This window comes from Serratia sp. HRI, from assembly GCF_010119335.3.
Lineage (GTDB): Bacteria > Pseudomonadota > Gammaproteobacteria > Enterobacterales > Enterobacteriaceae > Serratia > Serratia nevei.
On record NZ_CP083690.1, the window covers coordinates 85,769 to 111,564 of the forward strand.

General features: G+C 60.4%; 29 protein-coding genes. 14 read left to right on the forward strand and 15 right to left on the reverse strand.

What is annotated here, in order from left to right; genetic code table 11:
• The first annotated feature begins 123 nt into the window (after positions 1 to 123).
• The 3 genes from fabZ (at position 124) to GF111_RS00415 (ending at position 1,672) form a co-directional block, all read left to right on the forward strand.
• Positions 124 to 579, forward strand: coding sequence for a 3-hydroxyacyl-ACP dehydratase FabZ (gene fabZ, locus GF111_RS00405; protein ID WP_038873003.1), 456 nt, complete (start codon positions 124 to 126; stop codon positions 577 to 579).
• 30 nt (positions 580 to 609) lie between these two features.
• Positions 610 to 1,398 carry a spermidine synthase gene (locus tag GF111_RS00410; RefSeq protein ID WP_038873000.1) on the forward strand — a complete coding sequence of 263 codons (789 nt, stop codon included), beginning with the start codon at positions 610 to 612 and terminating at the stop codon, positions 1,396 to 1,398.
• Between the two features lie 79 nt (positions 1,399 to 1,477).
• Positions 1,478 to 1,672 carry a ribbon-helix-helix domain-containing protein gene (locus GF111_RS00415; RefSeq protein WP_038872997.1) on the forward strand — a complete coding sequence of 65 codons (195 nt, stop codon included), beginning with the start codon at positions 1,478 to 1,480 and terminating at the stop codon, positions 1,670 to 1,672.
• 8 nt (positions 1,673 to 1,680) lie between these two features.
• Here the strand turns inward: GF111_RS00415 and GF111_RS00420 are convergent, their stop codons facing one another.
• Positions 1,681 to 2,295, reverse strand: a complete 615-nt coding sequence (locus GF111_RS00420; protein ID WP_038872994.1) for a TetR/AcrR family transcriptional regulator — start codon at positions 2,293 to 2,295, stop codon at positions 1,681 to 1,683.
• Positions 2,296 to 2,411: 116 nt separating this feature from the next.
• Here GF111_RS00420 and GF111_RS00425 point away from each other — a divergent pair, with 116 nt between their 5' ends.
• The 3 genes from GF111_RS00425 to GF111_RS00435 all read left to right on the forward strand — a co-directional run bounded on the left by GF111_RS00425 (position 2,412) and on the right by GF111_RS00435 (position 4,445).
• Entirely contained in the window at positions 2,412 to 3,428 is a 1,017-nt protein-coding gene (locus GF111_RS00425) for an SDR family oxidoreductase (RefSeq protein ID WP_110611208.1), read from the forward strand.
• A 76-nt stretch (positions 3,429 to 3,504) separates the two neighbouring features.
• Positions 3,505 to 3,906, forward strand: coding sequence for a VOC family protein (locus GF111_RS00430; RefSeq protein ID WP_147191469.1), 402 nt, complete (start codon positions 3,505 to 3,507; stop codon positions 3,904 to 3,906).
• Positions 3,906 to 4,445: a dihydrofolate reductase family protein gene (locus tag GF111_RS00435; protein WP_170310527.1), complete on the forward strand. Its 540-nt coding sequence runs from the start codon at positions 3,906 to 3,908 to the stop codon at positions 4,443 to 4,445. The genes GF111_RS00430 and GF111_RS00435 overlap by 1 nt, the downstream gene beginning before the upstream one ends.
• On the opposite strand, the gene GF111_RS00440 is transcribed toward GF111_RS00435, so the two are convergent.
• From GF111_RS00440 to GF111_RS00450, 3 genes are all read right to left on the reverse strand, one after another.
• Positions 4,430 to 5,824 carry an MFS transporter gene (locus GF111_RS00440; RefSeq protein ID WP_038872982.1) on the reverse strand — a complete coding sequence of 465 codons (1,395 nt, stop codon included), beginning with the start codon at positions 5,822 to 5,824 and terminating at the stop codon, positions 4,430 to 4,432. The two genes, GF111_RS00435 and GF111_RS00440, sit on opposite strands and share 16 nt — an antisense overlap.
• Before the next feature lie 113 nt (positions 5,825 to 5,937).
• Positions 5,938 to 7,005: an oxidoreductase gene (locus GF111_RS00445; RefSeq protein ID WP_061872664.1), complete on the reverse strand. Its 1,068-nt coding sequence runs from the start codon at positions 7,003 to 7,005 to the stop codon at positions 5,938 to 5,940.
• Positions 7,006 to 7,017: 12 nt separating this feature from the next.
• On the reverse strand, positions 7,018 to 7,767 hold the full coding sequence (locus tag GF111_RS00450) for a DeoR/GlpR family DNA-binding transcription regulator (protein WP_048321547.1): 750 nt from the start codon (positions 7,765 to 7,767) through the stop codon (positions 7,018 to 7,020).
• A 148-nt stretch (positions 7,768 to 7,915) separates the two neighbouring features.
• On the opposite strand from GF111_RS00450, the gene GF111_RS00455 reads away from it, so the two are divergent.
• A complete protein-coding gene (locus tag GF111_RS00455; protein WP_038872973.1) occupies positions 7,916 to 8,791 on the forward strand; it encodes an alpha/beta hydrolase in 876 nt (291 codons plus the stop codon).
• Here GF111_RS00455 and GF111_RS00460 read toward each other — a convergent pair.
• On the reverse strand, positions 8,718 to 9,935 hold the full coding sequence (locus GF111_RS00460) for an MFS transporter (protein ID WP_048233917.1): 1,218 nt from the start codon (positions 9,933 to 9,935) through the stop codon (positions 8,718 to 8,720). The two genes, GF111_RS00455 and GF111_RS00460, sit on opposite strands and share 74 nt — an antisense overlap.
• Positions 9,926 to 11,092 (reverse strand): serine hydrolase, encoded by a 1,167-nt coding sequence (locus tag GF111_RS00465; protein ID WP_147191467.1) that lies wholly within the window; start codon positions 11,090 to 11,092, stop codon positions 9,926 to 9,928. Before GF111_RS00465 ends, GF111_RS00460 begins: the two co-directional genes overlap by 10 nt.
• Before the next feature lie 121 nt (positions 11,093 to 11,213).
• Here GF111_RS00465 and GF111_RS00470 point away from each other — a divergent pair, with 121 nt between their 5' ends.
• A complete protein-coding gene (locus GF111_RS00470; RefSeq protein WP_147191465.1) occupies positions 11,214 to 12,101 on the forward strand; it encodes a LysR family transcriptional regulator in 888 nt (295 codons plus the stop codon).
• Positions 12,102 to 12,185: 84 nt separating this feature from the next.
• On the opposite strand, the gene GF111_RS00475 is transcribed toward GF111_RS00470, so the two are convergent.
• From GF111_RS00475 to GF111_RS00485, 3 genes are all read right to left on the reverse strand, one after another.
• A complete protein-coding gene (locus GF111_RS00475) occupies positions 12,186 to 12,320 on the reverse strand; it encodes an AcrZ family multidrug efflux pump-associated protein (RefSeq protein ID WP_033643027.1) in 135 nt (44 codons plus the stop codon).
• Positions 12,321 to 12,513: 193 nt separating this feature from the next.
• Positions 12,514 to 12,984: an Rrf2 family transcriptional regulator gene (locus tag GF111_RS00480; RefSeq protein ID WP_038872961.1), complete on the reverse strand. Its 471-nt coding sequence runs from the start codon at positions 12,982 to 12,984 to the stop codon at positions 12,514 to 12,516.
• A 131-nt stretch (positions 12,985 to 13,115) separates the two neighbouring features.
• Entirely contained in the window at positions 13,116 to 13,511 is a 396-nt protein-coding gene (locus GF111_RS00485) for a DUF427 domain-containing protein (RefSeq protein ID WP_055312815.1), read from the reverse strand.
• A gap of 231 nt (positions 13,512 to 13,742) precedes the next feature.
• Here GF111_RS00485 and osmB point away from each other — a divergent pair, with 231 nt between their 5' ends.
• The gene (osmB, locus tag GF111_RS00490) at positions 13,743 to 13,955 is read left to right on the forward strand and encodes an osmotically-inducible lipoprotein OsmB (protein ID WP_004940700.1); all 213 of its coding nucleotides are present in this window, start codon (positions 13,743 to 13,745) and stop codon (positions 13,953 to 13,955) included.
• Positions 13,956 to 14,110: 155 nt separating this feature from the next.
• Here the strand turns inward: osmB and GF111_RS00495 are convergent, their stop codons facing one another.
• Complete coding sequence (locus GF111_RS00495; protein WP_186766925.1) at positions 14,111 to 15,655, reverse strand: methyl-accepting chemotaxis protein; 1,545 nt, start codon at positions 15,653 to 15,655, stop codon at positions 14,111 to 14,113.
• Between the two features lie 414 nt (positions 15,656 to 16,069).
• Here GF111_RS00495 and GF111_RS00500 point away from each other — a divergent pair, with 414 nt between their 5' ends.
• From GF111_RS00500 to GF111_RS00510, 3 genes are all read left to right on the forward strand, one after another.
• Positions 16,070 to 17,308, forward strand: coding sequence for a hypothetical protein (locus tag GF111_RS00500; RefSeq protein WP_094461351.1), 1,239 nt, complete (start codon positions 16,070 to 16,072; stop codon positions 17,306 to 17,308).
• Between the two features lie 49 nt (positions 17,309 to 17,357).
• Positions 17,358 to 17,753 (forward strand): polyketide cyclase, encoded by a 396-nt coding sequence (locus GF111_RS00505; RefSeq protein WP_080491185.1) that lies wholly within the window; start codon positions 17,358 to 17,360, stop codon positions 17,751 to 17,753.
• 213 nt (positions 17,754 to 17,966) lie between these two features.
• Entirely contained in the window at positions 17,967 to 18,170 is a 204-nt protein-coding gene (locus tag GF111_RS00510; protein ID WP_223294866.1) for a hypothetical protein, read from the forward strand.
• Between the two features lie 72 nt (positions 18,171 to 18,242).
• On the opposite strand, the gene GF111_RS00515 is transcribed toward GF111_RS00510, so the two are convergent.
• Entirely contained in the window at positions 18,243 to 19,961 is a 1,719-nt protein-coding gene (locus tag GF111_RS00515) for a penicillin-binding transpeptidase domain-containing protein (RefSeq protein ID WP_038875183.1), read from the reverse strand.
• 107 nt (positions 19,962 to 20,068) lie between these two features.
• Entirely contained in the window at positions 20,069 to 21,994 is a 1,926-nt protein-coding gene (gene mrdA / locus GF111_RS00520) for a penicillin-binding protein 2 (protein WP_147191510.1), read from the reverse strand.
• Positions 21,995 to 22,287: 293 nt separating this feature from the next.
• On the opposite strand from mrdA, the gene GF111_RS00525 reads away from it, so the two are divergent.
• Complete coding sequence (locus GF111_RS00525) at positions 22,288 to 22,569, forward strand: YjcB family protein (RefSeq protein ID WP_033634498.1); 282 nt, start codon at positions 22,288 to 22,290, stop codon at positions 22,567 to 22,569.
• Between the two features lie 36 nt (positions 22,570 to 22,605).
• Here GF111_RS00525 and GF111_RS00530 read toward each other — a convergent pair whose 3' ends face one another.
• Positions 22,606 to 23,061 carry a MarR family winged helix-turn-helix transcriptional regulator gene (locus tag GF111_RS00530; RefSeq protein WP_224217801.1) on the reverse strand — a complete coding sequence of 152 codons (456 nt, stop codon included), beginning with the start codon at positions 23,059 to 23,061 and terminating at the stop codon, positions 22,606 to 22,608.
• Positions 23,062 to 23,308: 247 nt separating this feature from the next.
• Between GF111_RS00530 and GF111_RS00535 the strand changes: the two genes are divergently transcribed.
• The gene (locus GF111_RS00535) at positions 23,309 to 24,508 is read left to right on the forward strand and encodes a multidrug efflux MFS transporter (protein WP_060434958.1); all 1,200 of its coding nucleotides are present in this window, start codon (positions 23,309 to 23,311) and stop codon (positions 24,506 to 24,508) included.
• Positions 24,509 to 24,679: 171 nt separating this feature from the next.
• Here the strand turns inward: GF111_RS00535 and GF111_RS00540 are convergent, their stop codons facing one another.
• Entirely contained in the window at positions 24,680 to 25,171 is a 492-nt protein-coding gene (locus GF111_RS00540; protein ID WP_047727596.1) for a nuclear transport factor 2 family protein, read from the reverse strand.
• A gap of 9 nt (positions 25,172 to 25,180) precedes the next feature.
• Complete coding sequence (locus GF111_RS00545) at positions 25,181 to 25,633, reverse strand: MoaF N-terminal domain-containing protein (protein ID WP_223294865.1); 453 nt, start codon at positions 25,631 to 25,633, stop codon at positions 25,181 to 25,183.
• Between the last annotated feature and the right edge of the window lie 163 nt (positions 25,634 to 25,796).

Here is a 25,796-nt window from a genome sequence, read left to right on the forward strand (position 1 = left end):
TCCGCCATCATGTCTTTCATCTGGCACATCTGATGATAATTTTATTATAATCCTATTACACTCACCATGGACTGAACGCCGGCCATCGCACCGGTTTCGCCGCAGACAGGATCACGCGCCCCCATGCCATTGAATGGTCATCCCCTGCAATTCAACGATATTCAGGCGATTTTGCCTCATCGCTATCCCTGCCTGTTGGTCGATCGCGTGCTGCCCGCCGGCACCTGCATTGCCGAAGGGCGGCTGAGCGCCATCAAGAACATCACCGCCAATGAGCCGACATTCTGGAGCGGCCACGCTCACTTCGCCGGTTTTCCCGGCGTGCTGTTGGTAGAAGCGCTGGCGCAAAGCACCGGCCTGCTGGCCCATTACTATCTCGGGGCGCTGAACGAAGGGGAACATTACTATTTCGCCGCCATCCAGCGGGCGCGGTTTTATCGCGCCGCCCGCCCCGGCGATCAGGTGCTGATGGAGGTCGCCTTTGTGCGCCGGCGCGGGGCGATCGCCCGCTTTACCGGCCGTGCCAGCATCGACGGCCAACGCATTTGCACCGCCGATTTCATGTGCGCCCGTAAATAGGCCGCTTGCCAAAGGAGCCCTGCGAATACCATGTCTCTGGTTGACAGCTTACTCAGAACCCTCGATTTCTCTCCGCGCGGCCAGGTGATTGCCCGCGAAGCCGATGCCTGGGGCGAAATCATCGTTTCCGATCACAAGGACTACCGCACGCTGCGATTTGACGGCATCTGCGAGCAGAGCAAGATGAGCCTCAGCAACCCCGCGCAGCCGATCCACAACTACATCAAAGCGATGCTGATGGCGGTGGCCTGGCAGCCGCCGACGTCGGCGTTGATCCTGGGGTTGGGCGGCGGCAGCCTGCTGCGTGCGCTGCACGCCCTCGATCCGACGATGCGCCTGGACGTGGTCGAGCTGCGCGCCGCGGTGATCGCCGTCGCACGCCGTTATTTTACGCTGCCGGCCACCGACACCATCAGCCTGCGCACCGCCGATGCCATGGACTTCGTGCGCCCGCCCGCCGAGACGCGCTACGATCTGATCTTCTCCGATCTCTATTCGGCGTTTGCCATGGATCCGCAGCAAGGCAGCCAGACCTTCCTGGAAAACTGCGCTGCGCGGCTGAACGACGGGGGCTGGCTGGTGCTGAATTACCACGATCTGCCCGACGAAAATAGCCTGCTGTACCACAGCCTGCACCGGGTATTCAGCACCGTGCTGTTTTGCGTCGCCCCCAGCGGCAACGTGATTATTTACGCCACGCTAGCCCGGGTGACGCTGCCGCTGAGCGCGCTGCGCAATCTGGCCGCCGGCAGCGGCGAACTGTTCAACTGCGAGCTCGGCTATCTGTCGCGCAAAATAGAGCGGCTGCATTTCCGCTAAAGGTGGGGGCGACGCGGTCTGGCTGGCCACTTCGCCCACGTGGTATTATCATTCAGTTATCATTCTCTGGAGGATCCTGATGGAAAAGAAAACGGCGCGGCTCACGGTGCTGATTGACCCGGACAAGAAAAAAGCCCTGGAAGACCTGTGCCTGCAGCAGGACGTTACCCCTTCCCAGGTGGTACGCCAGCTGATCCGCGATTACCTGCATAAGCATCAGGTGGACTATCCCAGCCAGCCGACCCACGCCAACCCGCGCGTAGAGAGCAATTGAGGCCGCGCCTATTCCGACGGCGCGGACAATAGCCCCCGTAAAAATACCATCAGGATTTTTCCGTACGGCTCACCGCCTTGCATGGCTTTCTGCAATGCCAGTCCATGCGCCATGGCCATAAACGCCGCCGCTAATTCTTCCGGCTCTGCCGGCGGCGTTTTATCCAAGTGATCAAACAACGCTTCCAGCGCTGACGCTATCGCCGCCTGATGATGTCGCCAGATTTTGTTATATTCGGCGGCAAACGTTGGGCTGCGCCGCGCATGAAGTTGCAACTCGACCGACAGCATGCCCCAATCTACGTCCAGATTCAGCGTCGCCGCCCAGGTTTCCAACGCCGCCAACACCTGCTTCGGCGTACGTGCATCGGATTGCGTCAAACTCGCCAATTGCCCCGCCTCCGCCTGCATATGGCGTTGTAAAAGCGCCAACAGCAGTGCCTCTTTGGTGGCAAAATTAGAATAGAACGCGCCCTGTGAATACCCCGCCTGACTCGCGATATCTCGTATGGAAGCCGCACCGTAGCCGTTGGCGATAAACAACTGCCTGGCGGTTTCTATAAGCCGGTCGCGGGTTTGCCGTTGGCTCTCCTCACGCGTTAAACGTTTTTTCGTCGTTTTCATTGAGATAGTTCCCTTTCTCTGCCCTAGAACAGCACTCAAGATATCACTTGATATTTTTAATGTCCGCCACTAATTTAAATATCAACTGAAATCCGAATAACTATTGAGATTTTAAAATGCAAAAAACAAAAACGGCTTTCGTCACAGGCGCTACTGGGCTACTCGGTAACCATCTGGTACGCGCCCTGTTGGCGCAAGGGTGGCATGTTCGCGCGCTGGTGCGCTCGGATGAAAAATGCCGGCGGCAGTTCGGTGAAGCTCCTGAGATTGAGCGAGTCACCGGAGATATGCTGAATGTGGCCGCTTTCGCCGAGCGCCTGACAGGATGTGACGTTCTGTTTCACACCGCCGCTTATTTTCGCGAAAACTACCAGGGCGGCCACCATTGGGACAACCTGCACGCCGTCAACATCGAAGGGACGAAGTGCTTGCTGGAACACGCCCGGTGCGCGGGCATTCGACGTTTCGTCCACACCTCTTCCGTCGCCGTATTAGCTGGAGAAGCCGGGCAGTTGCTGGACGAGACCTGTCTGCGCCGTGAGGAAGACGCCGATGATTACTACCGCAGCAAAATTATGGCCGACCACGCCGTACTCGACTTTTTACAACGGTATCCCGATATGCACGGCAACATGGTATTACCGGGATGGATGTGGGGCCCCGCTGATTTAGGCCCCACCTCTTCGGGGCAGTTAGCTCGCGACGTCCTGCTCGGTAAATTGCCGGGCCTGATTCCAGGCAGTTTTTCAGTGGTCGATGCCCGCGATGTGGCGCTGGCGCTGATCTGTGCCGCCGAGCGTGGAGAGCGAGGGGCGCGCTATCTGGCGGCAGGAAGGCATATCTCCATGCAAGCGCTGGTGCAGATGTTAGGCAAAATCGCCAATGTCAAAACGCCAACTCGCGTTTTACCCACCCCGCTGTTGTACGCGCTGGCGACAATGCAGGAAGCCTATTCCCGCCTCAGCGGCAAGCCTATCCTGCTGAGTCTGGCGACAGTAAGGTTGATGAGGCAAGAAGCCGACCGGTCCCATTACAATTCGGCTAAAAGCGAACGCGAACTCGCGCTGAGCTTCAGACCGCTGGAGCAAACGCTCGGTGATACGTTGAGCTGGATCCACGCCAACGGATTTTGACGTCGTATGGCCTGTCCATCCTGCGGTATCGCTGCTACTGTTTGATGCGTTCATCCCTCTTCAGAAAGGAAGCGCCATGTTCAGTCATATTACCGTCGGCGTCAGCGATCTGGACGCTGCCGCCGCATTCTACGACGCCATTCTGTTGCCGCTGGGATTACAGCGGCGGGAAGTGACGCCGGACGGCGGTCCCGTCGCCCGCTGTTGGGTGATGCCGGGGCAAGCGCTGCCGCGTTTCTATGCCTACCAACCCTTCGACAGACAGCCCGCCAGCGCCGGCAACGGCAGCATGCTGGCCTTTCTCGCCGCCGATGAGCTGGCGGTCAAGCGCGCCTACGCCGCCGGCCTGCTGGCGGGCGGCTGCAGTGAAGGCGAACCCGGCGAACGCGCGCACTACGGCAAAGGCTATTTCGGTGCTTACCTGCGCGATCCCGACGGCAACAAGGTGCATGTGGTTTACCGGGGAGATCTCGCCTGATGAAATGCTCGGTTTACATCGCCACCAGCGTGGACGGCTTCATCGCCGGAGCGGACGGCGACATCGACTGGCTGCTGCGGCCCGAGTACGCGGTTTCATTGCTCAACGGGCTAAGCTATGAGGCGTTTATCGCCGACATCGACGCGCTGGTGATGGGGCGCCATACCTATGAGAAAGTCCGCGCCTTTCCCGAGTGGCCCTATGGCGAACTGCCGGTGGTGGTGCTGTCGACGCAACCGCCCGCACAACAAGATACCGCGCACGTTCGCTGGATGACTGGCGAACCGGCGGCCATCGTGGCGCAGCTGGCCGAGCAAGGTTGCCGTCACCTGTATATCGACGGCGGCCAGACCGTTCAGCGCTTCCTGCAGGCCGGGTTGATCGACGAGATGACTATCACGCGCGTGCCGCTGCTGCTGGGCGGCGGCATTCCCTTATTCGGCGCCGATGGCCCGGAGCAGCGCCTGCGCCTGCTCGCCGTCACCCCCTCGGATAACGGGTTCGTGCAAGAACGCTACGCGGTTCAGCGCGCGTCGTAACGCAGCATCAGCCGGCGGCCGCCGAGGGCGATGAGCAACGCCGCCAACGCCAACAGCGCCGCCACGCCGTAAGTCACCTGCATCCCGTAAGCCGCGGCGGCCGCCGCGCCCGCCACCCGCTGCGAAGCCAGATAAAACAGCGCCCCCATCGCCGAAGCGCCGGTGATCGCCCCGAGGTTGCGCGCCAGGTTCACCATACCGGCGATAAGCCCACGTCGCTCGGGAAACAAATCCTTCATCAACATGGTGTTGTTGGCCACCTGAAACAGCGCATAGCCAGCGGTCAGCAGCGCGATGGGCGCCACATAGCCGAGCACGCCGACGCGGCTAAGCAGCGACAGCAACGCCGCACCGGCGGCCACCGCCGCCAGCCCAAACTGGGCGATGCGCTGCGATCCAAAACGATCCACCAAATAACCGGCCGGAATGCCGGTCAGGATCGCCACCGCCGGTCCCGCCGACATCACCAGCCCGACCTGCGCGGCGCTTAGCCCCAGCGCGCGTGACAGATAGAACGGCCCGACCACCAGCGTGGCGGTCATGACCGTCATCACCAGCGCGCTGGCCGCCAGCCCCGCCGTCAGGGCCGGATGACGGAACATCGTCGGTGCCAACAGCGGCGAGGCGGCGCGGCGTTCCACGCCGATGAACAGCGCCCCCGCCAACAGCGCCCCCAGCATCAACGCCAGGTTGAGCGCGCCGAAATTGCCGCGCCCGAGGGTCATCGCCAGCGAATAGCAGAGCAATGCGCCGCCCAGCAGTAGCGTACCGGCGCGATCGAACGGTTCCTGGCGCGCTGCCGGGCGTGCCCCATCCGGCAAGTATCGCCAGGCGAGCCACAGCGCCAACAGGCCCAGCGGCAGATTGATCAGAAACATCGCCCGCCAGCCGAAGCCGGCGATCAGCGCGCCGCCCAACGACGGCCCCAGCGCGGTGCCCACTGCCGACATCGTGCCGAGCAGCCCCATCGCGCGGCCGATTTTTTCCGTGCCCAGCGCCTCGCCCGCCAGCGCCATGGCGATCGACATCATGACCGCGCCCCCCAGCCCCTGCGCCAGGCGCGCCGCCAGCAGCAGCCAAAGCTGTGGGGCCAGCGCGCAAGCCAGCGAAGCGGCGGTAAACAGCGCGATGCCCGCCAACAGCAGGCGGCGGCGATTAAGGCTGTCGCCCAAGCGACCGATGCCGATGATGCAGGTGGTGACGGCCAGCAAATAACAGAGCAATACCCACTGCACCGCCTGGAACGAAGCATGGAACGCGGTGGCGAGCGCCGGCAGCCCGACGTTGGCGATGCTGATGCCGAGCGATGACAGCAGCATGCTCAGAGACAGTGCGGCCAATATGCCGCGCACGCCCTGCGGCGAAGGATGGGATAACATGATAAACACTCCTGACATAGACTGAGGATTAGCCTATGCCAGGGGTTGGGATGGCGGAAGACGCACGACATGCACTGTATCCATGCGTCTGACGCCTTATCTGCCGCGAACCGTTACCAGGCGGCGATTTCTGCCTCGGTGAGCGGCAGAGCTTGGGTGACGCCGGTTTCCGCCGCCAGGGTGGCCGCCTCCAGCACCGCCATCACCGCCAGCGCCTGCGGGGCGGTAACCGGGTTGGCCCCGACGCCGCGCAGCGCGTCGCGGACCTGGACGTAATATTGACGCTGGTCGCCATCCGGCGTCGGCAGCGTGCGCACCGGCTCCGTGCCGATAAACAGGCTCATCGCGTCGTCGTCTTTGCCCCACTCCGCCGAGCCCGGCGTCACGCCGGCCAACAGTTGGCTCTCCTGCCCGTCGGCGCGCGCTTTGACCACGCTGCCTTTCTCGCCGTGTACGGTAAAGCGCGCCACGCCCCCCGCCACCAGCATGCTGCCGTGCAGGATCACGCGGTGCGTCGGGTAGTTGAGCACCACGTGGGCCCAGTCGTTAACCTGCGCGTTGGGGCGCAGCGTGGCGATGTTGGCCTGCACGCTGTGTGGCAAACCGAACAGCTGCAGCGCCTGATCGACCATGTGCGGCCCCAGATCGAACCACAGCCCGCTCCCCGGCAGGTTCTGTTCGCGCCAGCGCACCCGCACTTCAGGGCGGTAGCGATCGATGTGCGACTCAAAGTGCGTCACCTTGCCGATCAGCCCCTGTTCGATCACCTGCTTCACGCCCAGGTAGTCGCTGTCCCAGCGGCGGTTCTGGAACACCGACAGCAGGCGATCGTGTTTTTTCGCCGCCGTAATCAGCGTGCGCGCCTGCGCCAAATCCAGCGTAAACGGCTTATCCACCACCACGTGCTTGCCCGCCTCCAACGCGGCCAGCGCCAGCGGCGCATGGGTGTCGTTCGGCGACGCGATCACCACCAAATCCACCTCCGGCCGGCGGATAGCTTCCAGCGGATCGGCGATCACCTGCGCGTGCGGCAGATCGGCATGCACCTTGGCGGCATCGCGCGAAGCCACCACGCTCAGCTCCAGCCCCGGCACCGCGTTAATCAGCGGCGCGTGAAACGCCTTGCCGACGAAGCCGTAGCCAATCAGCGCCACCTGCAACGGTCGTGCGGTATCGTTCATCAGTGTTCTCCTCTAGCGGTCGTCGGCGACGACACAAAGTTCAATCAGTGATTGTTCGTCCAGGTTGTCCCACGGGCGATCGGTAAACAGCCGTTGGATCTGCGCCAGATCCGCAACGTGATGCGGTTCGCAGCGATCCAGTTTCATATGGTCGGCCACCAGCCAGCGCTCGCCGCTGTTGGCCAGCATGGCGCGTTTGACCTCAGCATCGGCCTCTTCGCCGGCGCTCAGCCCCAGCTGCGCATGCACCGCGCAGGCGCCCAACAAGGCGATGTCCGCGCGGTAGCGCGCCAACAACGCCAGGGTGGCGCCGCCGGCGAACAGCCGCTGGCGCGCATCCCACTGGCCGCCAAGCAGGATCAGGTTGATCTCCGGCCTGTCGCTCAGGCACTGCGCGATATCCAGCGAAGCGGTGATCACCGTGGCCGGCCCACGCAGCGCCTGCGCCACCGCCAGCAGCGTACTGCCCGCATCCAGCATCAGGGTGCTGCCGGGTGGGATCTGCGCGGCCACCGCGCGGCCGAGCCGCTGCTTGACCTGCGGCAACAGCGCCGCACGCGCCTGGCGCGGCATGTCGGACGGTTCGAGCGCGATCGCCCCGCCGTGATGTTTCTGCGCCAACCCTTGCCGCTCGAGATCGGCCAGATCGCGGCGCACGGTATCGACCGAAACGCCGATGGCGCCGGCCAATTCCGCCACCGCCGCCTGCCCGCGTTCGCTGAGCAAATCCAGTAAATGGCGCTGTCGTGCCGCTTTGTGCATGGGTATATTCCGCAATAAAAAGCATAAAACAGCAATATACAGCAGAAAACAGCATCGGAGAAGCCGCAATGATGCGCACCGGAGATCAAACATCTTTTCGCCTGTGGGACGATGATGAAGGCATAACGCATAACAATCCGGAGAAGTGATGAGCATCGATCTGACGTTTGAAGACCTGAGCGCGCGCGCCGTGCAATACAACGCCCGCGCTTCGGTGGAAGATTTTGACGCCTGCATGGCGGAATACGCCGCGCTGGCCCAGCGCGCCAGGGCACAGACGCCCGGCATTTACGACCTGCGCTACGGCATGAGCGCCGCAGAGCGCCTCGATCTGTTCCCGGCCTGCACGCAGCCCGCCCCGCTGCTGATCTTTATTCATGGCGGCTACTGGCATTCGCAGCGCAAAGAGGAAGCCTGTTCGATGGCCGCCGCGTTTGCCCGCCGCGGCGTGGCGGTCGCCACGCTGGAATACACGCTGGCGCCGGAAGCGACGCTGGCGGAGATCGTGCACGAGGTGCGCAGCGCCGTCGCCTGGCTTTATCATCACGGGGCGCCTTTCGGCATCGATCCGGCACGCATTTTCGTCAGCGGCAGTTCGGCCGGCGGCCACCTGTGCGGCATGCTGATCGCCGACGGCTGGCAATCACGCTATCGCCTGCCGCCCGACGCGATCAAAGGCGCGCTGGCGCTGAGCGGCCTCTACGATCTGCGCCCGCTGTGCGATGTCTATATCAACGACTGGCTGCACCTGACGCTCGAGCAGGCGCAAACCCTTAGCCCGCTGTTTTTACTGCCGGCGAAGGAACATGCGCCGCAGATATTGCTCGACGTCGGCCAGCGGGAAACCCAAGGGTTTAAAAACCAGACGCAGGCCTATTATGACGCCTGCCTGGCGCGCGGCCTCGACGTCCAGCTGCTGGCCGATCGCCACTGCAACCACTTTACGCTGGTCAACGAACTGGCCGATGCGGAAAGCGCGATGTTTCGGCAGGTGATGGCGATGATTGACGCAACGCAACCGTAGCCTGCCGTTGCAGCCACAGCCTGGCGGCGATCGCAATCGCCGCCAGTGCGGCAAACATGGCCCCACACAGCAGGCTGCCCTGTAGCCCCCAGGCAGCGATAAACCAACCGCCCACCAGCGACCCCACCGCCACGCCCAGGTTGATAAAGGCGATATACAGCCCGGTGGCGAACGCCGGCGCCTGCGGCGCTTCGGAGGTCAGCCAGACCTGCGTCACGATCAAACCGCTGGTGTGCGCCGCCCCCCAATACAGGCAAAGTGCCGTCATCGAGCCGATATTCGCGCTGCCGTAGCGATACAACAGCGCATAAGCCGCAATCAAGGCTATCGGATGCAGCAGCACCGTCACTGCGCGGTGGCGGCTCAACCACTTGCCGGCCAACAGGTTGCCCGCGACGCCGCCCACACCGAACGCCACCAGAAGCCAGCCGATGGCGGCGTCGCCAATACCGGCTTCACGGCTGAGGTACTCGGCTGCGTAAGCGTAGACGGCAAACATGGCGGCAAAGATCAGTACGCAGGTAATGATATTCAACCACAGCGTGCCGCTGCGCAGGATTGCCAACTGCTTGCCGTAGCTGAGACGCTGTACGGCCGCATCAGGCAAGCGCCACAGCAATCCCAGCGCCGCCAGAAGGTTGACCAGCGCGCAAAATCGGAACGATGCCTCATAGCTGAACTGCCCGGCGATCCATTGCGTCAGCGGTATGCCCAATACCATCCCCATGCTGGTGCCGATAAACGCATAAGCGGTTGCTTTGGTGGCCAGATGCGGCGGATAAAGCGCCGCGGCCGCCACCATGGCCAGTGAAAAGTAGATCGGATGAAACAACGCCGGCAAAATACGCAGCAGCATCAGCATGGCAAAGCTGTCCGCCTGAGCGGCCAGCGCGCTGGCTGCCGCAAACACGGCCAACGCGATCAACAACATGCGTTTGCGATTGAACCGCGACGCCAGCAGCACCAACAGCGGCCCGAACAGCGCAATGGTCAGGGCGAAGACCCCGACCAGCCAGCCGGCCTGCGCCGTGGAGATGCCATAGCGCGTGATGATCTGCGGTAAAATACCCACCACGCCGAACTCAATGCAGTAAACGCCGAACAACCCCAGCGCGATGAAGAAAATCGGTGGCATCAGGCCCATGACGGCACTCCCGTGGCGGCATAAACCGCCTGACAAATCTCGCCGACAAAGGCGCCGGACATTCCTTCCAGCGCCGTGTTGGTAAACGCCACCACGCTGAGCTGCCGGGCAGGATCGACGAACCACGAGTGACCATAGGTGCCGCCCATCCGCCAGCTGCCCACAGACTCCGGCGTTTGCGCGGCGACGGGATCTTTCAGCACGGTGATGCCCAGGCCGAAGCCGCGCCCTGGCCAAAACGGCATCGGCAGATCGCCGATTTGGTTGGTGGTCAGCGCCGCCACCCAATCAGCCGGCAGCACCTGCCCGCCCCCCTGGCGCAACGTTTCCAGCAGGCGCAGGAAATCCTCCGCCGAACCGACCATGCCGGCACCGCCGGAGGCGTACGCCTGCGGATCCAGCGCACGCGCCGGCGACAGATGAAAACCGGCGCTGCCGTCGATGAAGGGTAAACGATCCGGCTGGCGCAGGCGGCGTGGCTCGCCGGGATGGTCAGCGTAAGCGGCCGCCAGGCGCGCGGCGTCCACCGCCAGGAAATCGGTATCCGTCATCGCCAGCGGCCCGGTCACCCATTTTTTGACCGCCTGCGCCAGCGGCAGGCCGCTCGCCCGTTCAATAACCGCGCCCAACACATCGGTGGCGATGGAATAACGCCACTCCGCGCCGGGCGGTGCCAGCAACGGCGCGGAAGCAATGCGCCGCACATTTTCCGGCAGGCTGACCGCCGCCTCATCCATCCCGTCGGAGACGCCCAATCGTGCGTAGCATCCGCCTTCCGGCTGAAAAAAGCGGTAGCTTAACCCGGCGGTATGGGTCATTAAATGGCGCAGCGTCAACAACGGGACGGTGCCGTCCGCCAGCCGCGGACGAAAATCCGGCAGCCAGCGGGTAACGGGATCGTCCAACCGCATGTCTCCTCGCGCCATCAGCGCCAGCGCCGCCGTGGACACGATCGGTTTGGACACCGAAGCCAGCCGAAACAGCGTATTGCACGCCATCGGTTTGCCCGCTTCGCGATCTGCCATGCCCGCCGCGCGTCGATAAACAATCTCACCGCCCTGCGCCACCAAAACGACCGCGCCAACCAATCGTTTTTCGCGCAAGGCTTTCTCTATCGCGCCGTCGATCGCGTTGGCGGAGGATCCGTATTCACTCATCTTTATTGCTCCAGGTAGTCAGCCCATGCTGTCGCCACCGAGCATAGAGCGTGGCGATTAACGGAAAAACAGGCTAGATTTCCTTTCATAGCGGACAATTTCGTCCTCAATGAGGCAAGCAATGGATAATCTGTCTGGGGTGAGCGTCTTTGTGCAGGCCGCGGAGACGCTGAGTTTCGTTGAGGCCGGCCGCGTGCTCGGCATTTCTGCCTCCGCGGTGGGGAAAAGCATCGCCCGCCTGGAAAATCGGCTGGGTGCACGCCTGTTCCACCGCAGCACGCGCAGCATGACGTTAACCGCCGAAGGCCAGCTGTTTCTGCTCCGCTGCCAGCGTATTCTCGGGGAATTAGCGGCGGCGGAACGGGAAATCAGCGATACGCACAGCGCGCCGCGCGGCAAGCTGCGTGTCAGTTTGCCGTTGGTGGGCGGCCTGTTGAATCCGGTGCTGGCGGAGTTCGTCCGGCGTTACCCGGAGATTGAGCTGGAAACCGATTTTTCCGACCGCCGGGTCGATGTCATCGAAGAAGGCTTTGATGCCGTAGTTCGCGTCGGCGAGACCGAGGACTCACGGCTGATGAGCCGCCAGCTGGGCACGTTTCATCTGCAGCTGGTGGCCTCGCCGGATTATTTGCGCCAGATGGGGATCCCGCATCAACCGGCGGAACTGCAAGGCCATGCCTGCCTGCTGTACAAATTTCCCTCGACCGGCAAAGTGGAACCCTGGCCGATCGCCGGATGGGAAAAGCTGCTCGCCGAGGGTATCAACACCCGGCTGGTCTGCAACACCGTCGATACCCTGATTTACCTGGCGGAAAGCGGCCAGGGCATCGCCTGTTTGCCGGATTTTGCCGTGAAGCGCGCACGGGAACAGGGGCGATTACAGCAGATATTGCGCGAGCATAGTCACCACAGCGGCAGCTTTAAAGTCCTGTGGCCTTCCAGCAAGCACCTGACGCCGAAACTCAGGGTGTTCATCGATACGCTGAGCGCCCGACTTTTTCTGGAGTAGAGGGGGATTTACGCTATGAAGCAAGGAGGGTACAGGATAATTCGGAGGGGAGCCGGAGGACGAGAACCGCCCCCTGGCGTGCCATCAGCCGTTTTTGCGGCCGATAGCGGAAAAGACGTTGAACACTTCACCCAGGCCGTAAATCGCGCCGAGCAAGACGGCTACCATTACCGGCACCAGGACCACCACGGTGGCCAAGCTTTCAATCATTTCTAACATCGTTCTCTCCTGGTTTATAAGCACAGCGAATCTGCGCCGGAAGAAAAGGTTTCCGGCCAATCGGTTGAGTATCGTGGGGAGGCAGTCTAAAACGTGAGCTACATCACACTTGATGCGAGCTAATGTAACTTACACAATTACATTAAAGCAATGCAAAAAATGCTCTGCGCGTAGCGGGAATTGGCGAGGGTTTTTATTGCGTATCCGCTTGATATTGCGGTGAACAAGGGATAAAAGGATAGCCTGCGCGCCGCTCGACCTGCCCGGCCATTTCGGCGATGCTGGTTTGCGCCAGGCTGGCTTCCAGCGCGTGACCGACGCGCGCGAACTCTTGCTCCAGCACCGGGGTAATCGCGTGGCCGATATAGCACGCATCGTTAGGCCGGGTACGGTGCAGCATAAAATACGGCTGATCCTCTACCGCGCGATACACGTCCAGCAGCGAGATCGCTTCCGCCGGCCGCGCCAGCAACGCCCCGCCGCCTTGCCCCATCTGTGAATAGGTCAGCCCGGCCTCCGCCAGCGCGCCGAGGATGCGCCGCACCACCGTCGGGTTGGTGTTGACGCTGCGCGCGATATCTTCAGAACGCACCGTCTGGCCGCGACACAGCGTGATGTTGGTCAGAATATGGATGGCAACGGCAAATCGCGTAGAGGTAGACACCTTGGCACCTGCTCAGAGTTTCGTTTATATCGGATTAAAACATAAGGAAAGCGTATCAATTTCCGGTAATACACATAATGAGTAGGGACAATAAGAATGTCAACCTGCCCCCGCCCGATGGCGGCGCCGGCTCACGCTTCGGTGCGGATCTCCGTCACTTTATCGGGATAAAATGCCAGATAATCCTTGATCGCTACCACGGCGTTGTAGGGCATTTCATAACTCCAGGCCACATTGGCCTCCTGCGCGCCGTTAAGCACAAGGGAGAAATAACTGCAGTCGCCCTTATAAGGGCAGCAGCTGACGTGCTCGTTTTTCTGCAACAGCGCCCGATTCACATCCTCACGCGGAAAGTAAAACACCGGCGGATAGGTGGCTTCCTGCAGGATGAGCACGTTGCGGCTGTCGGCCAGGGTCTGACCGGCTGTACGCACAACAACCCGCGCCGGATGGCGGGTCAAGGTGATTGGGTGGTCCGGGCCGGGGATTTTCACCGGTTTGCCGGAGGCGGAAACGAGATCGGACATGGCGTCCTCCAGAGTGTGCGCCCCGCCCCCCGCGAGGTGTCTTTCCAGTATAGACCCACGATTTTACCGGCGGCCGCACATTCGGCGAGCAATCGCTTTTCACCGCCGAAAAATTAAGAATTTTTACCTGTTCGATTTTCTTACGGAGGAATACATTCATCCCAACTTCTACCGGCAGGTTAATAGGATTATTTTTAATCCATTAATCAGTCAATTTACCAGGAACTCATTATGAATATTAAACGTGCCGCAGGTGTGTTGGTGGTGGTGATGGCAACGCTTTCCGTTACCGCATGTGGGCATATGTCCAATCGCGATCGCAACACGGCGATCGGCGCGGGCGTGGGCGCCGTCGGCGGCGCGGTGCTGACCGACGGCAGCACGCTGGGCACCCTTGGCGGCGCAGCGCTCGGCGGCATTATCGGCCACCAGACCAGCCGTTAATCAGCCCGTCAAAAATAATCTCTGCAGGCCGATGCTTTTTAAATCCATAAGCGTCGGCCTGCGCTTTTATTTAACCGCTTAACTTTCTCAGTGTGCGAAAATAATAAATAACGTTAAGCGCAGCTTTATTATTCATTAGCCTGCATCGGAAGTATTTATTGCGCCGGCAGCCTGAAACGCGCCATCGCTTTTTCTAACCGTTCCGACTCGCCCTGCAACAGCTGCGAAGCCTCGGTCACCGCGTTCACCACCGTGCCGGTTTGCCGCACCACCTGATTCAGCGCCGAGATGCGCGCCGTCACGTCCTGAATGCTCTCCCCCTGATTGAGCGATGCCAAGGAAATGTCCCCCATCAGCGCACTGCATTTGTTCACCAGATCGATAATCTGGCGCAGGTTGCCCGTCAGTAGCTCCACCGCCTGCGAACCTTGATCGATTTGCTGCAGCGAACGGTTGATCAACTGCTGAATATCGCGCGTCGAATGGCTGCTCTTTTGCGCCAACAGCCCCACCTCTTTGGCCACGATGGCAAAGCCGCGGCCATGAACGCCGGCGTGCGCCGCCTCGATTGCCGCATTCAGCGCCAAAATATTGGTCTGGAACGCCACGCTGTCGATCAGCGCGACGATGCCGCGCATCTCGGCCGATTGGTTGACGATCCCTTGCATCGAAACATTGACGGTTTGCATCATCTGTTCACCGGCGCCGGCGCACTGCCGGGCCTGTTCGGTTCGTTGGCTGGCCTGCTGCGCGTATTGGCCGTTTTCCTCCACCCGCGCCGCCAGCTGCTGCACCTGCTCGGTCGCCAACTGTAATTCGCCGTTCTGCTTCGCTGACTGCGCCGTCAACTGTCGATTGCCGTCCGCCAGCCGCCCGACGCCGTTCAGGATCCCGCTCGCCGCATCGCGTACCTCGCTGACCAGGCGCTGCAGGCCGCCCTGCATGTGGCCAATGCTGGTCTGCAGCTGGCGCATCTCGCGGTTGAATGCCCGCTCAGGCGGCAGCGGCCGCGAAAGATCGCCGGCGGCCAGCACATTGAGGTGCGCGATCGCCCGCCGCAGCGGCGCGATCACCCAGCGAGAGACGCCGACCCACACCCCCACCGCGATCAGCGCCAGCGCGGCCAGCGCGCCGAGCGCAAAGGTCCTGGCCTGCTCCAGCGCCGCCAATTGCCGCACGTTGACATCATCGCCACGCCGTTCGTTCAGCGCCTGATAAGCGAGGTACTTCTCGTTAAAATCCGCCTGAAACGCCTGGATCGGCACGGCGAAAAACGCATCGATACTGCTGCCCTGCAACCCTTGCGCCTGCTCTTTCAGGCCGTCATAGAACAGGCGATAGCTGTCTTTCAGGGCGCCCGCCGCCTCGGGCGCCTCCGCGCTCAAGCGCTCGAACTGGACGAAGGCCTGCTCTGAGGCCTGCAGCGCCGCCAACGATTCATCCAGCAGGCTGTGCCAACTGCCGTCGGAGCCGGTGGCTTTGTCCTGCAGGTAATAGATGCCCGCACGGTTCAAACTGTCGCTGGCCGTCAGCAGCGACAGTCTGGCGCGATCCATCGTCGCCTGCTGGCGATGCAAGCCGTTGCCCGCCACCAGGTTAGCCTTGGCGTCGCGCAGAATATTGGAAATAAATACGGTGGAAAACAGTTGCAGCAGAGAAAATAGCGCAATAACGCAAATTACGCCGCTTAATAAGCCCATGCTCTTGCCGAAGCCAAACGCGCGCGGCAGCGCCGCCGCAGATTTTACCCTGCGGCCCAGTGTCAGTTTTATGTTCATGATTTTTAGTCAGTAATACCAGGATGCCGCGAGTCTAACGGGCATTGATGACACTAATATTTCAGCCTGCTCTGTGCCGCCCCCGCCGACCTAGACAACCCAATAATCGGTATTGCTCGTCAACTCTCATTTTTATTTCTTGACTTGTTTAATACCGGATTTATAGTTTTCCCATTAAAAAAGAAACAAAGTTTCATATATTAACCGGCACTGAATTTAATATATGAAACGCCCGATAAAATCGTCTCAAATATAAAACCGATGAGCGTAAGCACCCTGTTCACAGGTGAAACTCGCTCGCCTTAATAAACAGTCTACTTTCTTCAGGGGCCAGGCATGCGCAAGATTACGCTTTGTTTTTTCCTTGTTTCACCAGTGAGTTATGCAACCGTCGCCGCAATACCCAACGACGCTGCCGCCACCGTGGTGCCGGTAAAAAAAAGCCGTCCGGCATTTCCGCATATTCATTGGCAAAGCGAGGATAATAAAAAGAATATTGATATCGGCGGCGCACTGCGCGCCAATTATCGCTATGAAGACTGGCACAGCAGCAATTATCGGAATCCTCCGCATTTACGCTTTGACGCCTTTCGCATCGATGCCGCCGGCCAGGTAAACGATGCGTTTTTCGATAGCGGATTCTGGTTTCAGGATCGGCGCAAATACGCCATCGACCGCGCCTATGTCGGCTACCACCTGTCTGAGCGCTCCGCCGTACAGCTCGGCGCGCCGTTCAAACCGTTCGGCCTGATGCCCTACCCGCAGTTCGGCTGGTCGTACGGCATTCCGTTTTACCTCGGCTTTGGCGTCAACACCGGGCTGGGCGCCAAATACCAATACCAACATGACGATTGGGCCTTCGACGCCGCCTACTACCCGCGCATGATGCCGACCGGCGTGCGTTACGCCCCCGACGTCGCCAGCTACGACGATCTGAAGAACACCAACTATGCGTCACAGCACCTGCAGCGCAACGAAAAACGCGATCAGGTAAACCTGCGGCTGACGCGCGCTTTCCATCAGGGCGGCTGGAACAATGAGCTCGGCGGTTCGCTGGCGGCCTCGCGGCTCTACAACCAGGCGACCGGCGATAACGGCAGCTTCTGGGCGGCAGGCTTACATACGCTGGTGAATTACGATCCCTGGCATCTGTCCGGCCAGGTGATCCGCTACGGTTACGACGCCAAAGGCCCGGCCGGGGCCAACAATTCGGTGATCCTGATGGGGGGCAACGGCCTGACGCCGGCCTATCTGATCCCGTCGCAGGCCACCACCGCCGCCATCAACCTGGCGCGCGACGTCGACGTGCCCTGGGGGCCGGTGAAAAAGCTGCGGTTCTACAACGATTACAGCGTGCTCTGGAAGGACAGGCACGGCGGCTCCGACTCTAAAATGAACACGCTGGGGGTACAAGTATTCGCCATGCCGGTGATGCTGTGGGTGGATCTGACCTGGGCGCAGAACGCCAACCCGTGGGGCGGCGTAGAAAACGCCACCGGCTGGACCGGCACCCAGTCCCCCGGCAGCAATAAATGGTATTTTCGCACCAACGTGAACATCGGTTACTACTTCTAAGCGCGGCGGGATCTACACTGAAGTATCGCCGCCAACCGGAGAAACCACGATGCTGAGCGCACAAACGCTGCATGTTGCCATCAACCGCTCTTGTGACGAGGTGTATGCCTTTCTCAGCCAGCCGGAAAACTTCCCCTTGTGGGCCAAAGGGTTAGCCAACAGCTTGCGGCGGGAAGATGAAGACTGGGTGGCGGACACCCCACAGGGGCGGATCCGCATTCGCTTCAGCGCGCCGAATGACTTCGGCGTACTGGATCATTGGGTGACGCTGCCGGACGGCGGCGTGGTCTACGTGCCGCTGCGCGCGCTCGCCAACCGGCGCGGCACCGAGGTGATCTTCACCCTGTTCCGCCAGCCGGACATGGACGATGCGATGTTCGCCCGCGACGCCGGGCTGGTGAACGCCGATCTGCAGGCGCTGAAGCATTACCTTGAGTCCAGCTAACCGCTTGTTGGCACATTTATTTCAATGAAAGACAGCAATTGCGTTCGGTAAAGTAAATGTTGTTTTTAGATGTTGATATAAATATTAATCAATGAATCAGGGCCTATCCATAATGAAATCTGCCGTAGACGTTATACCCACAAATTAATACTCTCATTAGCGCTCGTCGTGTAACGGCAAGCATGAAACTCTATTTTCATTAATTAAGGAAGAATGATGAAGTTATCAAATCTGATGCTGCTCACAGCGATTTTAGCCACCACCGTTAGCCTCCCTCTCACCGTTAATGCTACCGAACGCCCGGCAGGCTACTGCTCAAGAATCTACTCACCGGTACCTTATATCACCAAAGAAGGTAAAACTATTCAGGCACCCAATGCTTGCGTAGCGAAATGGTGGGCAACCCAAGGGAAATAACGCGTAAGTCAGACTCGTTGCATTAAATATTGGGTCAGAGATTCTCTGGCCCAATATTTCCCGCTTAAATCATTACCCCTTGACCGACGACACCACGTTAAGCGGCTGGGCATCCGGCAGAATATTCATGTGCTCCAGCACCTGGGCCATGATCTTGCCGAACACCGGCCCGGCCACCGAACCGCCGAAGTGCTTGCCGGCTTTCGGGTTGTTGACCATCACCACCAGCGCCACCTGCGGATCGCTGGCCGGCGCCACGCCGGCGGTGTAGTTGATGTAGCCGCCGTCGTATTTGCCGCTCGGGCCCATTTTCTCGGCGGTACCGGTTTTGATCGCCAGCCGGTAGCCCGGCACCGCGGCGCTCACCCCGCTGCCGCCCGGCAAGGCGTCGCTCTCCATCATATGCACCACGGATCGTACCGTATCCGCCGGCAGAATACGTTGCCCCATCACCGGCGGCGTCACCTTGGTGATCGACAGCGGCCGATAAATGCCGAAGGAACCGATAGCGGCGTACTCGCGCGCCATCTGCAGCGGCGTCACGCGCAGCCCATAGCCGAAGGAGAAGGTAGCGCGTTCGATATCGGCCCAGCGTTCACGATGCTGCGGCAGATAGCCGCTGCTCTCGTTGCCGATGCCAAGCTCGGTCGGCCGCCCCAGGCCAAAGCTGCGATAGACCGCCGGCAGCACCGTGGCCGGCAGCGCCAGCGCAATGTGCGATACCGCGATGTCGCTCGATTTTTGCAGGACGCCGGTGATGGTCAACTTCGACCAGTGGCCGACGTCTTTGATCAGGTGACCGTTCACCCGATACGGCGTGGTGTCCAGCACCGTATCCGGCCGGATCAGCTTATGCTCCAGCCCCACCATCACCACCACCGGTTTCACCGTCGAGCCCGGTTCGAAGCTGTCGCTGCTGCACACGTTGCGTATGTCTTTCGCCGGGGTGCTGCCATAGTTGTTCGGGTTGAACGACGGGTAGCTGGCCATGCCGAGGATCTCGCCGGTGTCGATCTTGACCAGCACCGCACAGCCGGAATCGGCCTGGTTGGCCACCACGCCGTCGCGGATCTGCGCATAGAGCACATACTGGATAAATTTGTCGATGCTGAGCGTCACGTTCGGCGGCGGCACCGGATCCACGCTTTTTAGCACGCCGATCACCGCGCCGCTGCCGTCCTTCTGATAGACCCGCAGGCCGTTTTTGCCCTGCAACAGCGGGTTGAAGCCCAGCTCGATACCCTCCAGCCCTTGATTGTCCTGGCCGACGATGCCGATCAGCCCGGCGGCGTCCTGGCCCATCGGATAAAAGCGGCTGAAATCCTGCTCGGTGCTGACGCCGGTCAGATGCAGTTTGCTGATGTAGGCGGCGTTGTCGTCCTCCACCTTGCGCGCCAGATAGACGAAACGCTTGTGTGCGTTGCTCTGGATCAGATGCTGCACGTCCGCCAGCGGGATCTTCAGCACGTTGGCCATGCTCTGCCAGCGCTCGTTGCCGGTGTCGGTCTGGGTATCGAGAATGTGTTTCGGATCCAGCACGATGTCTTTGGACGACACGCTGACCGCCAGCGCCTCATCGTTGCGATCGGTGATCATGGCGCGGTTGGTCGGCACCACCTGGGTACGGATCGAGCGCTGGTCGGCCTGATCCGCCAGCTGCTGGTGCTCCAGCAGCTGCAGATAGCCGACCCTGAACGCCAACAGAAAAAAACAGACCAGCATGCCGGCGCAAATCCAGCCGAAACGAACTGTGGAATAGGTTTTACCGCTTTTTTTGGTCGATGGCGCCACTGTTGTGTTAACCCTGCGTTTTTATTCGGTTTATGGTGTTATTTCAGTCTACCTTGCCGGAAATGGTCAGGAGATTGCAGTTTGTAAGAAAGTAAAAACAAACCGCATCACCGTTGCACATCCGCACTGTCGTTTAACTGCGGTTTACTTTGCGCCGGATTGCCGGGCTGCGGCGCGTTGGCCGGGTCAAAAATGTGGTCGAGTATCGCGCGGGCGGTCGGCCCCGCCACCACGCCGTCGCCGCCGCCGTTTTCCAGGATCAGCGCCATCGCCACCCGGGGGGTTTTGTAAGGCGCGAACAGCGTATAGAAGATGTGATCGCGCAGCCGCACCGGGATCATTTTGGCGTTGTAGGTCTGGTTTTGCTTCAGGCTGAACACCTGCGAGGTGCCGGATTTGGCGGCGATCTGATACGGCGCAGTGTGGAACAGCTTGTAACCGGTGCCGTTCGGCAAGTTAGCCATACCGTACATGCCGTTACGCACGATGCCCCAGTAAGGCGAGTGGGGATCGCCGATCTGCGCCGTTTGCATCGGCGGCTGGTAGCGCGTCACCCGATTGCCCTGCTGCAGCGAATACAGCAGATGCGGCGTTTTCACCTGGCCGTTGTTGATCAGCGTGGTCAGCGCTTTTACCATCTGGATCGGCGTCGCCACCCAATACCCCTGGCCGATGCCCACCGAAACCGTATCCCCCTGATACCAAATCTTTTTGTGCACCTTCAGCTTCCAGTCGCGGCTCGGCAGCACGCCGCGATACTCTTCGTTCAGATCGATGCCGGTGGACTGGCCGTAGCCGAACTGGCTCAGCCAGTGGTGGATACGATCGATGCCCATCTCATACGCCACCTGATAAAAGAAGGTGTCGGCGGACTCCTCGATCGCTTTGGTGACGTTGAGCATGCCGTGGCCGGTTTTCAGCCAGTCGCGGTAGCGGCGTTCGGTGCCGGGCAGCGTCCAGGTCGGCGCACCGAAAAAGGTGGTGGTGGGTGTGATCACCCCGGCAAACAGCGCCGAAACGGCCATGTAGGGCTTCACCGTCGACGCCGGCGGGTACAAGCCCTGAGTGACGCGGTTGATCAGCGGCAAATCCGGGTTGGTCAGCAGCGTCTTATAGGCCTGATAGCCGATACCTTTGACGAAAGGATTGGGATCGTAGCTGGGGCTGGAGACCATCGCCAGGATGCCGCCATCGCGCGGATCTTCCACCACCACCGCGGCGCGCTGCCCCTTCAGCACCGATTCGATGTACTGCTGCAGCGGCAAATCCAGCGTCAGGTAGATGTTCTTGCCGGCCTTCGGCGGCTGCTCCTTCAGCAGGCGGATCACCCGCCCGTGGTTATCCACCTCCACCTCCTGATAGCCGGTGGTGCCGTGCAGTTCGGACTCGTAATAGGCCTCGATGCCCTGTTTGCCGATGTTGCGGTCGGCGGCATAGTTCTCGCTCAGCCCGGCCTTGTCCAGGCGTTTGATATCGCTGTCGTTGATCTTCGACACATAGCCCAGCACGTGCGCCAGCTGGGCGCCGTAAGGATATTCACGCTGTTGATAGGTATCGATCGTCACCCCGTCGAAACGGTATTGATTGACGGCAAAGCGCGCCACCTCGGTGTCGCTCAGCCCGGCTTTGAGCGTCACCGGTTTGTAGCGGCTGTTGTGGTGCATGTCGTCGCGAAACGCGCTGATGTCCTCCGGCGTCAGGTCGACGATCGGCGTCAGCGCCCGCAGCAGCGTCGCCATGTCGGTGATTTTGCTGGGCGTGACCTCGATACGATACAGTGTCACGTTTCGCACCAGCGGAATGCCGTTGCGATCGAAGATCAGCCCGCGGCTGGGGGCGATCGGCAGCATCTTGATGTCATTCTGGTTGGAACGCGTCTGGTAAAAGCCGTGCTGGCGGATTTGCAGCCGGTAGAGATTGACGATCAGCGCGCCAAAACAGACCACCACCAGCGCCAGCGCTACGCCTGCCCGGCGGATAAACAGCCTCTCTTCCGCAGAGTGGTCGCGAATTTTTTCTTTTAACAGGGCCATGCGGTGCCGATACCTTTTGCGTCACATTTCCCCGCAAAATCAGGGAACTGAAAAGCCGGCAAGCATAGCGTTATCGGGCGCACCGCCCCATGAAAAGGTTGCTAATGAAATGGCATAACTGTTTCAGCATATTGGAATGTTACCGTCGGCGTTTTTTCACCGCGCTTCCCATTGAGCCGCCGTTCGCCCCAATGCTACAATGTGATCTTAATCACACTATTCCCGATATTCCCCCGCATTTCCCTGTCGGTGCCCTGCCGGATGCGGCTTTTTGTTACATAGGATCGAGTTCGATGAGTACCATTGCCACCGGTTTAGTCATGATGCGCTGGGAGTTGCTGAGCGCCGTGATGATGTTCTTCGCCAGCCAGTTAAACGTCGTTTGCCGTAAGACCAGCCGCAACGGCATGGCGTTCATGTTCAGCAGCCTGGGCCTGTTTACCGCCTGCTGGTTCGTGATGGGCCTGATGGGCATCCACCTTACTCTGGAAGCCTTCACCCAATTCTGGTCTTCGGCCTGGGATCGCTACGTGGACGTGGTCAGCACCATGCCGGTCGATTGGCCGATGCCATAATCTCGCCGCAGGGGCGGCGCACCGGCCGCCCGCCGATTATTCCGTTTCCGTTGACGGTGCCGCCGCCAGCCGCGCCATCAAGGCCCCCGCCTCAATCAACAGCGCCTGCTCCCGCTCCGTTAAACAGCTCTCCATCGCCGCCAGCAGCCACGCCTCGCGCCGGCTGCGGCTTTGCTGCAGCAGGCCCAGCCCGGCGGGCGTCAGGCGCACCCGCACCCGGCGTTTGTCTTCGGCGTCCGGCGTGCGCACCAGCAAGCCATCGGCCTCCAGCTCACGCAAGGCGGCCGCCAGGTTAGAGGAGCGCATGCGCTCCGATTCCGCCAGCAGCGACGGCGTCGCCTCGCCGCCGTGGCGATCGATAGCCCCCAACAGCATCAGCTGGGCCCAGGATTTTTCGTCGCTGCGCGATTCGCGCCGCAAACGGCGCACCAGCGACATTAACTGCGTGCGCAGCAGCGTCACGTCTTCAGGATGATCTTTTTTCATTGGCATCAGTCGATAACGTCCAGTTTGTCCCTACTTTCACATCGCCGGATCGCGCGGTGCCCTTCCTGGCTACCGCGCCGCTCTGGCCTAACCTGGTTACCTATGATAATATAGCTATTAATATATAGCAAAAAAGACACTGCATCGGCAGGGTTACGTTTGCTCACGCATTTGCCCCTCGCCGATTAATTTGTAGTGTTATTATTACCTTGCTTAATAAAACCCTCCTTATTCAACGTGGTACGGTAAGCCGATGGAAGCGTGGAAAGTCAATCTGATCTCGGTCTGGCTCGGGTGTTTCTTCACCGGGCTGGCGATGAGCCAAATCCTCCCTTTTCTGCCGCTGTACGTCGAACAGCTCGGCGTCAGCGATCCGCAATCCCTCAGCCTGTGGTCCGGGCTGGTATTCAGCGGCACCTTTTTGGTCTCGGCAGTGGTGTCGCCGCTGTGGGGCAGCCTGGCCGACCGTAAGGGCCGTAAGCTGATGCTGCTGCGCGCCTCGCTGGGCATGGCGATCGTCATCGCGCTGCAGGGGCTGGCCACCAACGTCTGGCAGCTGTTCGCGCTGCGCGCCCTGATGGGGCTGACGTCCGGCTATATTCCCAACGCCATGGCGCTGGTCGCCTCGCAGGCGCCGCGCGATAAAAGCGGCTGGGCGCTGGGCACGCTCTCGACCGGGCAGATCTCCGGCGTGATCGCCGGGCCGCTCTTGGGCGGGCTGATGGCCGATCATCTGGGGCTGCGGGTGGTGTTTTTCGTCACCGCCGGGCTGATGTTCGTCAGCTTCTTGGTGACGCTGTTCCTGATTAAAGAGCGGCGCATCACGGTGAAAAAAGCGGATCAGCTGAGCGGCAAGGCGGTATTCCGGTCGCTGCCCTATCCGACGCTGATCGTCACCCTGTTCGTTTGCACCCTGATGATTCAGCTGGCCAACTCCTCCATCAGCCCGATCCTGACGCTGTTCATTCGCGAACTGTCGGGCAACGTCAGCAATATCGCCTTCGTCAGCGGCATGATCGCCGCCGTGCCCGGCATCGCGGCGCTGATATCGGCCCCGCGCCTCGGGCGGCTCGGCGATCGCATCGGCACCGCGCGCATCCTGATCGCCGCGCTGCTGTTCACCACCGGCCTGTTCGCCGTGATGGCCTGGGTCAATACGCCGCTGCAGCTGGGCATTCTGCGTTTCCTGCTGGGCTTCGCCGACGGCGCGCTGATGCCGGCGGTGCAGGCGCTGCTGCTGAAGTATTCCTCCGATCAGGTGACCGGGCGCATCTTCGGCTATAACCAATCCTTTATGTACCTGGGCAACGTGGTTGGCCCGCTGCTGGGGTCGGGCATTTCGGCGATGATGGGGTTCCGCTGGGTGTTCGCCGTGACGGCGATGTTGGTGCTTTGCAATGCGCTGCAGCTGCGCCATCAGTTCAAAAAAGTGGAAAGTCAACGCGCGGGATAACGGGAAATGTGGGGAAACGCCTCAAGCAGTGGTGGGACAATGACGCCCATCAACCGTGCCACCACTGCCAAAGGCGGCCGTAGCCTACTCGACGCGGCAGGCATTTAATATTTATGTAAGTAAATAAAGTGTTGCGGGCGTGTTGAGGGCCGCCGCAGCGGCCCTTGCGGATCAGAACATGGTATTGTCGTTGGCCGATTTTTCCGGCACATCCTGATTGACGTCCCAATGCTCGGTGATTTTCCCCTGATCGTTCACCCGATAAATATCCACGCTGGCGGTGCCGCGATCCTGCGGGTTATTTTGGTATTTGACGTGAACGTAGACCAGATCGCCGTTGACCGCGCTGCGGTATATTTTGGCGCTGTACTGCGGGTTGTCCTTAAAGGTCTGGCTGAAGAAATCGAGGAACGGCTTGATGCCGTCGCCGACGAACGGGTTATGCTGCTTGTAGTTTTCCACAATCAGCCTCTGCGCTACGCCGATGTCGTGGCGGTTGAAGAAGCCCGCGTACAGATCTTCCACCACCTTCAGCTTCTGCTGGGCATGATGATAACCGCCTTTGCCGGCCGATTTGTAAGACGCCGCCTGATCCGTTGACAGCGCCGGGTAACTCGCCAGCAGGCCGCCGACGATCGCACAGGTGATCAATGCCTTTTTCATAACTGCTCCTTATTTTCCTGAGTGACCTACGATTTTCAGCTGCCCTTTCAGATGGGTGAAGCTGCCGTCCTTGGCGGCGATGTTGGTGTACACCTCGCCACGCTCGAAGTCCTCGATATGCGTCACGTTGTCGCCGGACTGCGGCTCATGCCAGTAGACCATGTAGACCTTCGGCCGAATCTCCACCGCGGTGTACTGTACGGTATCGGTGATGCCCTGCGACGCCTCGCCGATGCCGGTGAAGGTCATGGTCTTGTCATCGGTAAAATCCAGCTTGAAGGCGAAATCGCCAAAGGTCACCTGCACCACTTTACCAACCGCAATAAACTGCCCGTGTTTTTCCGTCATCGTCGCCGCCTTACTGTTTGTCAGGGAGGTTTGCGCCGCCGTAGCGGCAGGCAATGCCAGGGGGAAGGTCAGGGCTATCGCCAACGCGATACCCGTTCGCTTCACTGTTTTCATCGTTCCTTCTCCTTTCCGTGGTTGAAAACGAGAATCATTATTATTTCTTAACGGTTAGCGGAAATATAAGAATAATCTCTATTCCTATCAGGCACCTGGCGGCAAAAAAAAGACGGGGGGAAATCGCCGTAAAATGGCGTGGCAATAGCGCGTTCTGACCCTT

Bases quoted from the DNA above. Each gene is read 5' to 3' on its own strand.
- mrdA (WP_147191510.1), bottom strand. From the start codon at position 21,994: ATGGCCCTGTTAAAAGAAAAAATTCGCGACCACTCTGCGGAAGAGAGG.
- GF111_RS00525 (WP_033634498.1), top strand. From the start codon at position 22,288: ATGAGTACCATTGCCACCGGTTTAGTCATGATGCGCTGGGAGTTGCTG.
- GF111_RS00410 (WP_038873000.1), top strand. From the start codon at position 610: ATGTCTCTGGTTGACAGCTTACTCAGAACCCTCGATTTCTCTCCGCGC.
- GF111_RS00470 (WP_147191465.1), top strand. From the start codon at position 11,214: ATGGATAATCTGTCTGGGGTGAGCGTCTTTGTGCAGGCCGCGGAGACG.
- GF111_RS00500 (WP_094461351.1), top strand. From the start codon at position 16,070: ATGCGCAAGATTACGCTTTGTTTTTTCCTTGTTTCACCAGTGAGTTAT.
- GF111_RS00465 (WP_147191467.1), bottom strand. From the start codon at position 11,092: ATGAGTGAATACGGATCCTCCGCCAACGCGATCGACGGCGCGATAGAG.
- GF111_RS00545 (WP_223294865.1), bottom strand. From the start codon at position 25,633: ATGAAAACAGTGAAGCGAACGGGTATCGCGTTGGCGATAGCCCTGACC.
- fabZ (WP_038873003.1), top strand. From the start codon at position 124: ATGCCATTGAATGGTCATCCCCTGCAATTCAACGATATTCAGGCGATT.
- GF111_RS00485 (WP_055312815.1), bottom strand. From the start codon at position 13,511: ATGTCCGATCTCGTTTCCGCCTCCGGCAAACCGGTGAAAATCCCCGGC.
- GF111_RS00460 (WP_048233917.1), bottom strand. From the start codon at position 9,935: ATGGGCCTGATGCCACCGATTTTCTTCATCGCGCTGGGGTTGTTCGGC.
- GF111_RS00510 (WP_223294866.1), top strand. From the start codon at position 17,967: ATGATGAAGTTATCAAATCTGATGCTGCTCACAGCGATTTTAGCCACC.
- GF111_RS00435 (WP_170310527.1), top strand. From the start codon at position 3,906: ATGAAATGCTCGGTTTACATCGCCACCAGCGTGGACGGCTTCATCGCC.
- GF111_RS00455 (WP_038872973.1), top strand. From the start codon at position 7,916: ATGAGCATCGATCTGACGTTTGAAGACCTGAGCGCGCGCGCCGTGCAA.
- osmB (WP_004940700.1), top strand. From the start codon at position 13,743: ATGAATATTAAACGTGCCGCAGGTGTGTTGGTGGTGGTGATGGCAACG.
- GF111_RS00450 (WP_048321547.1), bottom strand. From the start codon at position 7,767: ATGCACAAAGCGGCACGACAGCGCCATTTACTGGATTTGCTCAGCGAA.
- GF111_RS00430 (WP_147191469.1), top strand. From the start codon at position 3,505: ATGTTCAGTCATATTACCGTCGGCGTCAGCGATCTGGACGCTGCCGCC.
- GF111_RS00535 (WP_060434958.1), top strand. From the start codon at position 23,309: ATGGAAGCGTGGAAAGTCAATCTGATCTCGGTCTGGCTCGGGTGTTTC.
- GF111_RS00475 (WP_033643027.1), bottom strand. From the start codon at position 12,320: ATGTTAGAAATGATTGAAAGCTTGGCCACCGTGGTGGTCCTGGTGCCG.
- GF111_RS00420 (WP_038872994.1), bottom strand. From the start codon at position 2,295: ATGAAAACGACGAAAAAACGTTTAACGCGTGAGGAGAGCCAACGGCAA.
- GF111_RS00495 (WP_186766925.1), bottom strand. From the start codon at position 15,655: ATGGGCTTATTAAGCGGCGTAATTTGCGTTATTGCGCTATTTTCTCTG.
- GF111_RS00445 (WP_061872664.1), bottom strand. From the start codon at position 7,005: ATGAACGATACCGCACGACCGTTGCAGGTGGCGCTGATTGGCTACGGC.
- GF111_RS00415 (WP_038872997.1), top strand. From the start codon at position 1,478: ATGGAAAAGAAAACGGCGCGGCTCACGGTGCTGATTGACCCGGACAAG.
- GF111_RS00440 (WP_038872982.1), bottom strand. From the start codon at position 5,824: ATGTTATCCCATCCTTCGCCGCAGGGCGTGCGCGGCATATTGGCCGCA.
- GF111_RS00505 (WP_080491185.1), top strand. From the start codon at position 17,358: ATGCTGAGCGCACAAACGCTGCATGTTGCCATCAACCGCTCTTGTGAC.
- GF111_RS00540 (WP_047727596.1), bottom strand. From the start codon at position 25,171: ATGAAAAAGGCATTGATCACCTGTGCGATCGTCGGCGGCCTGCTGGCG.
- GF111_RS00530 (WP_224217801.1), bottom strand. From the start codon at position 23,061: ATGCCAATGAAAAAAGATCATCCTGAAGACGTGACGCTGCTGCGCACG.
- GF111_RS00425 (WP_110611208.1), top strand. From the start codon at position 2,412: ATGCAAAAAACAAAAACGGCTTTCGTCACAGGCGCTACTGGGCTACTC.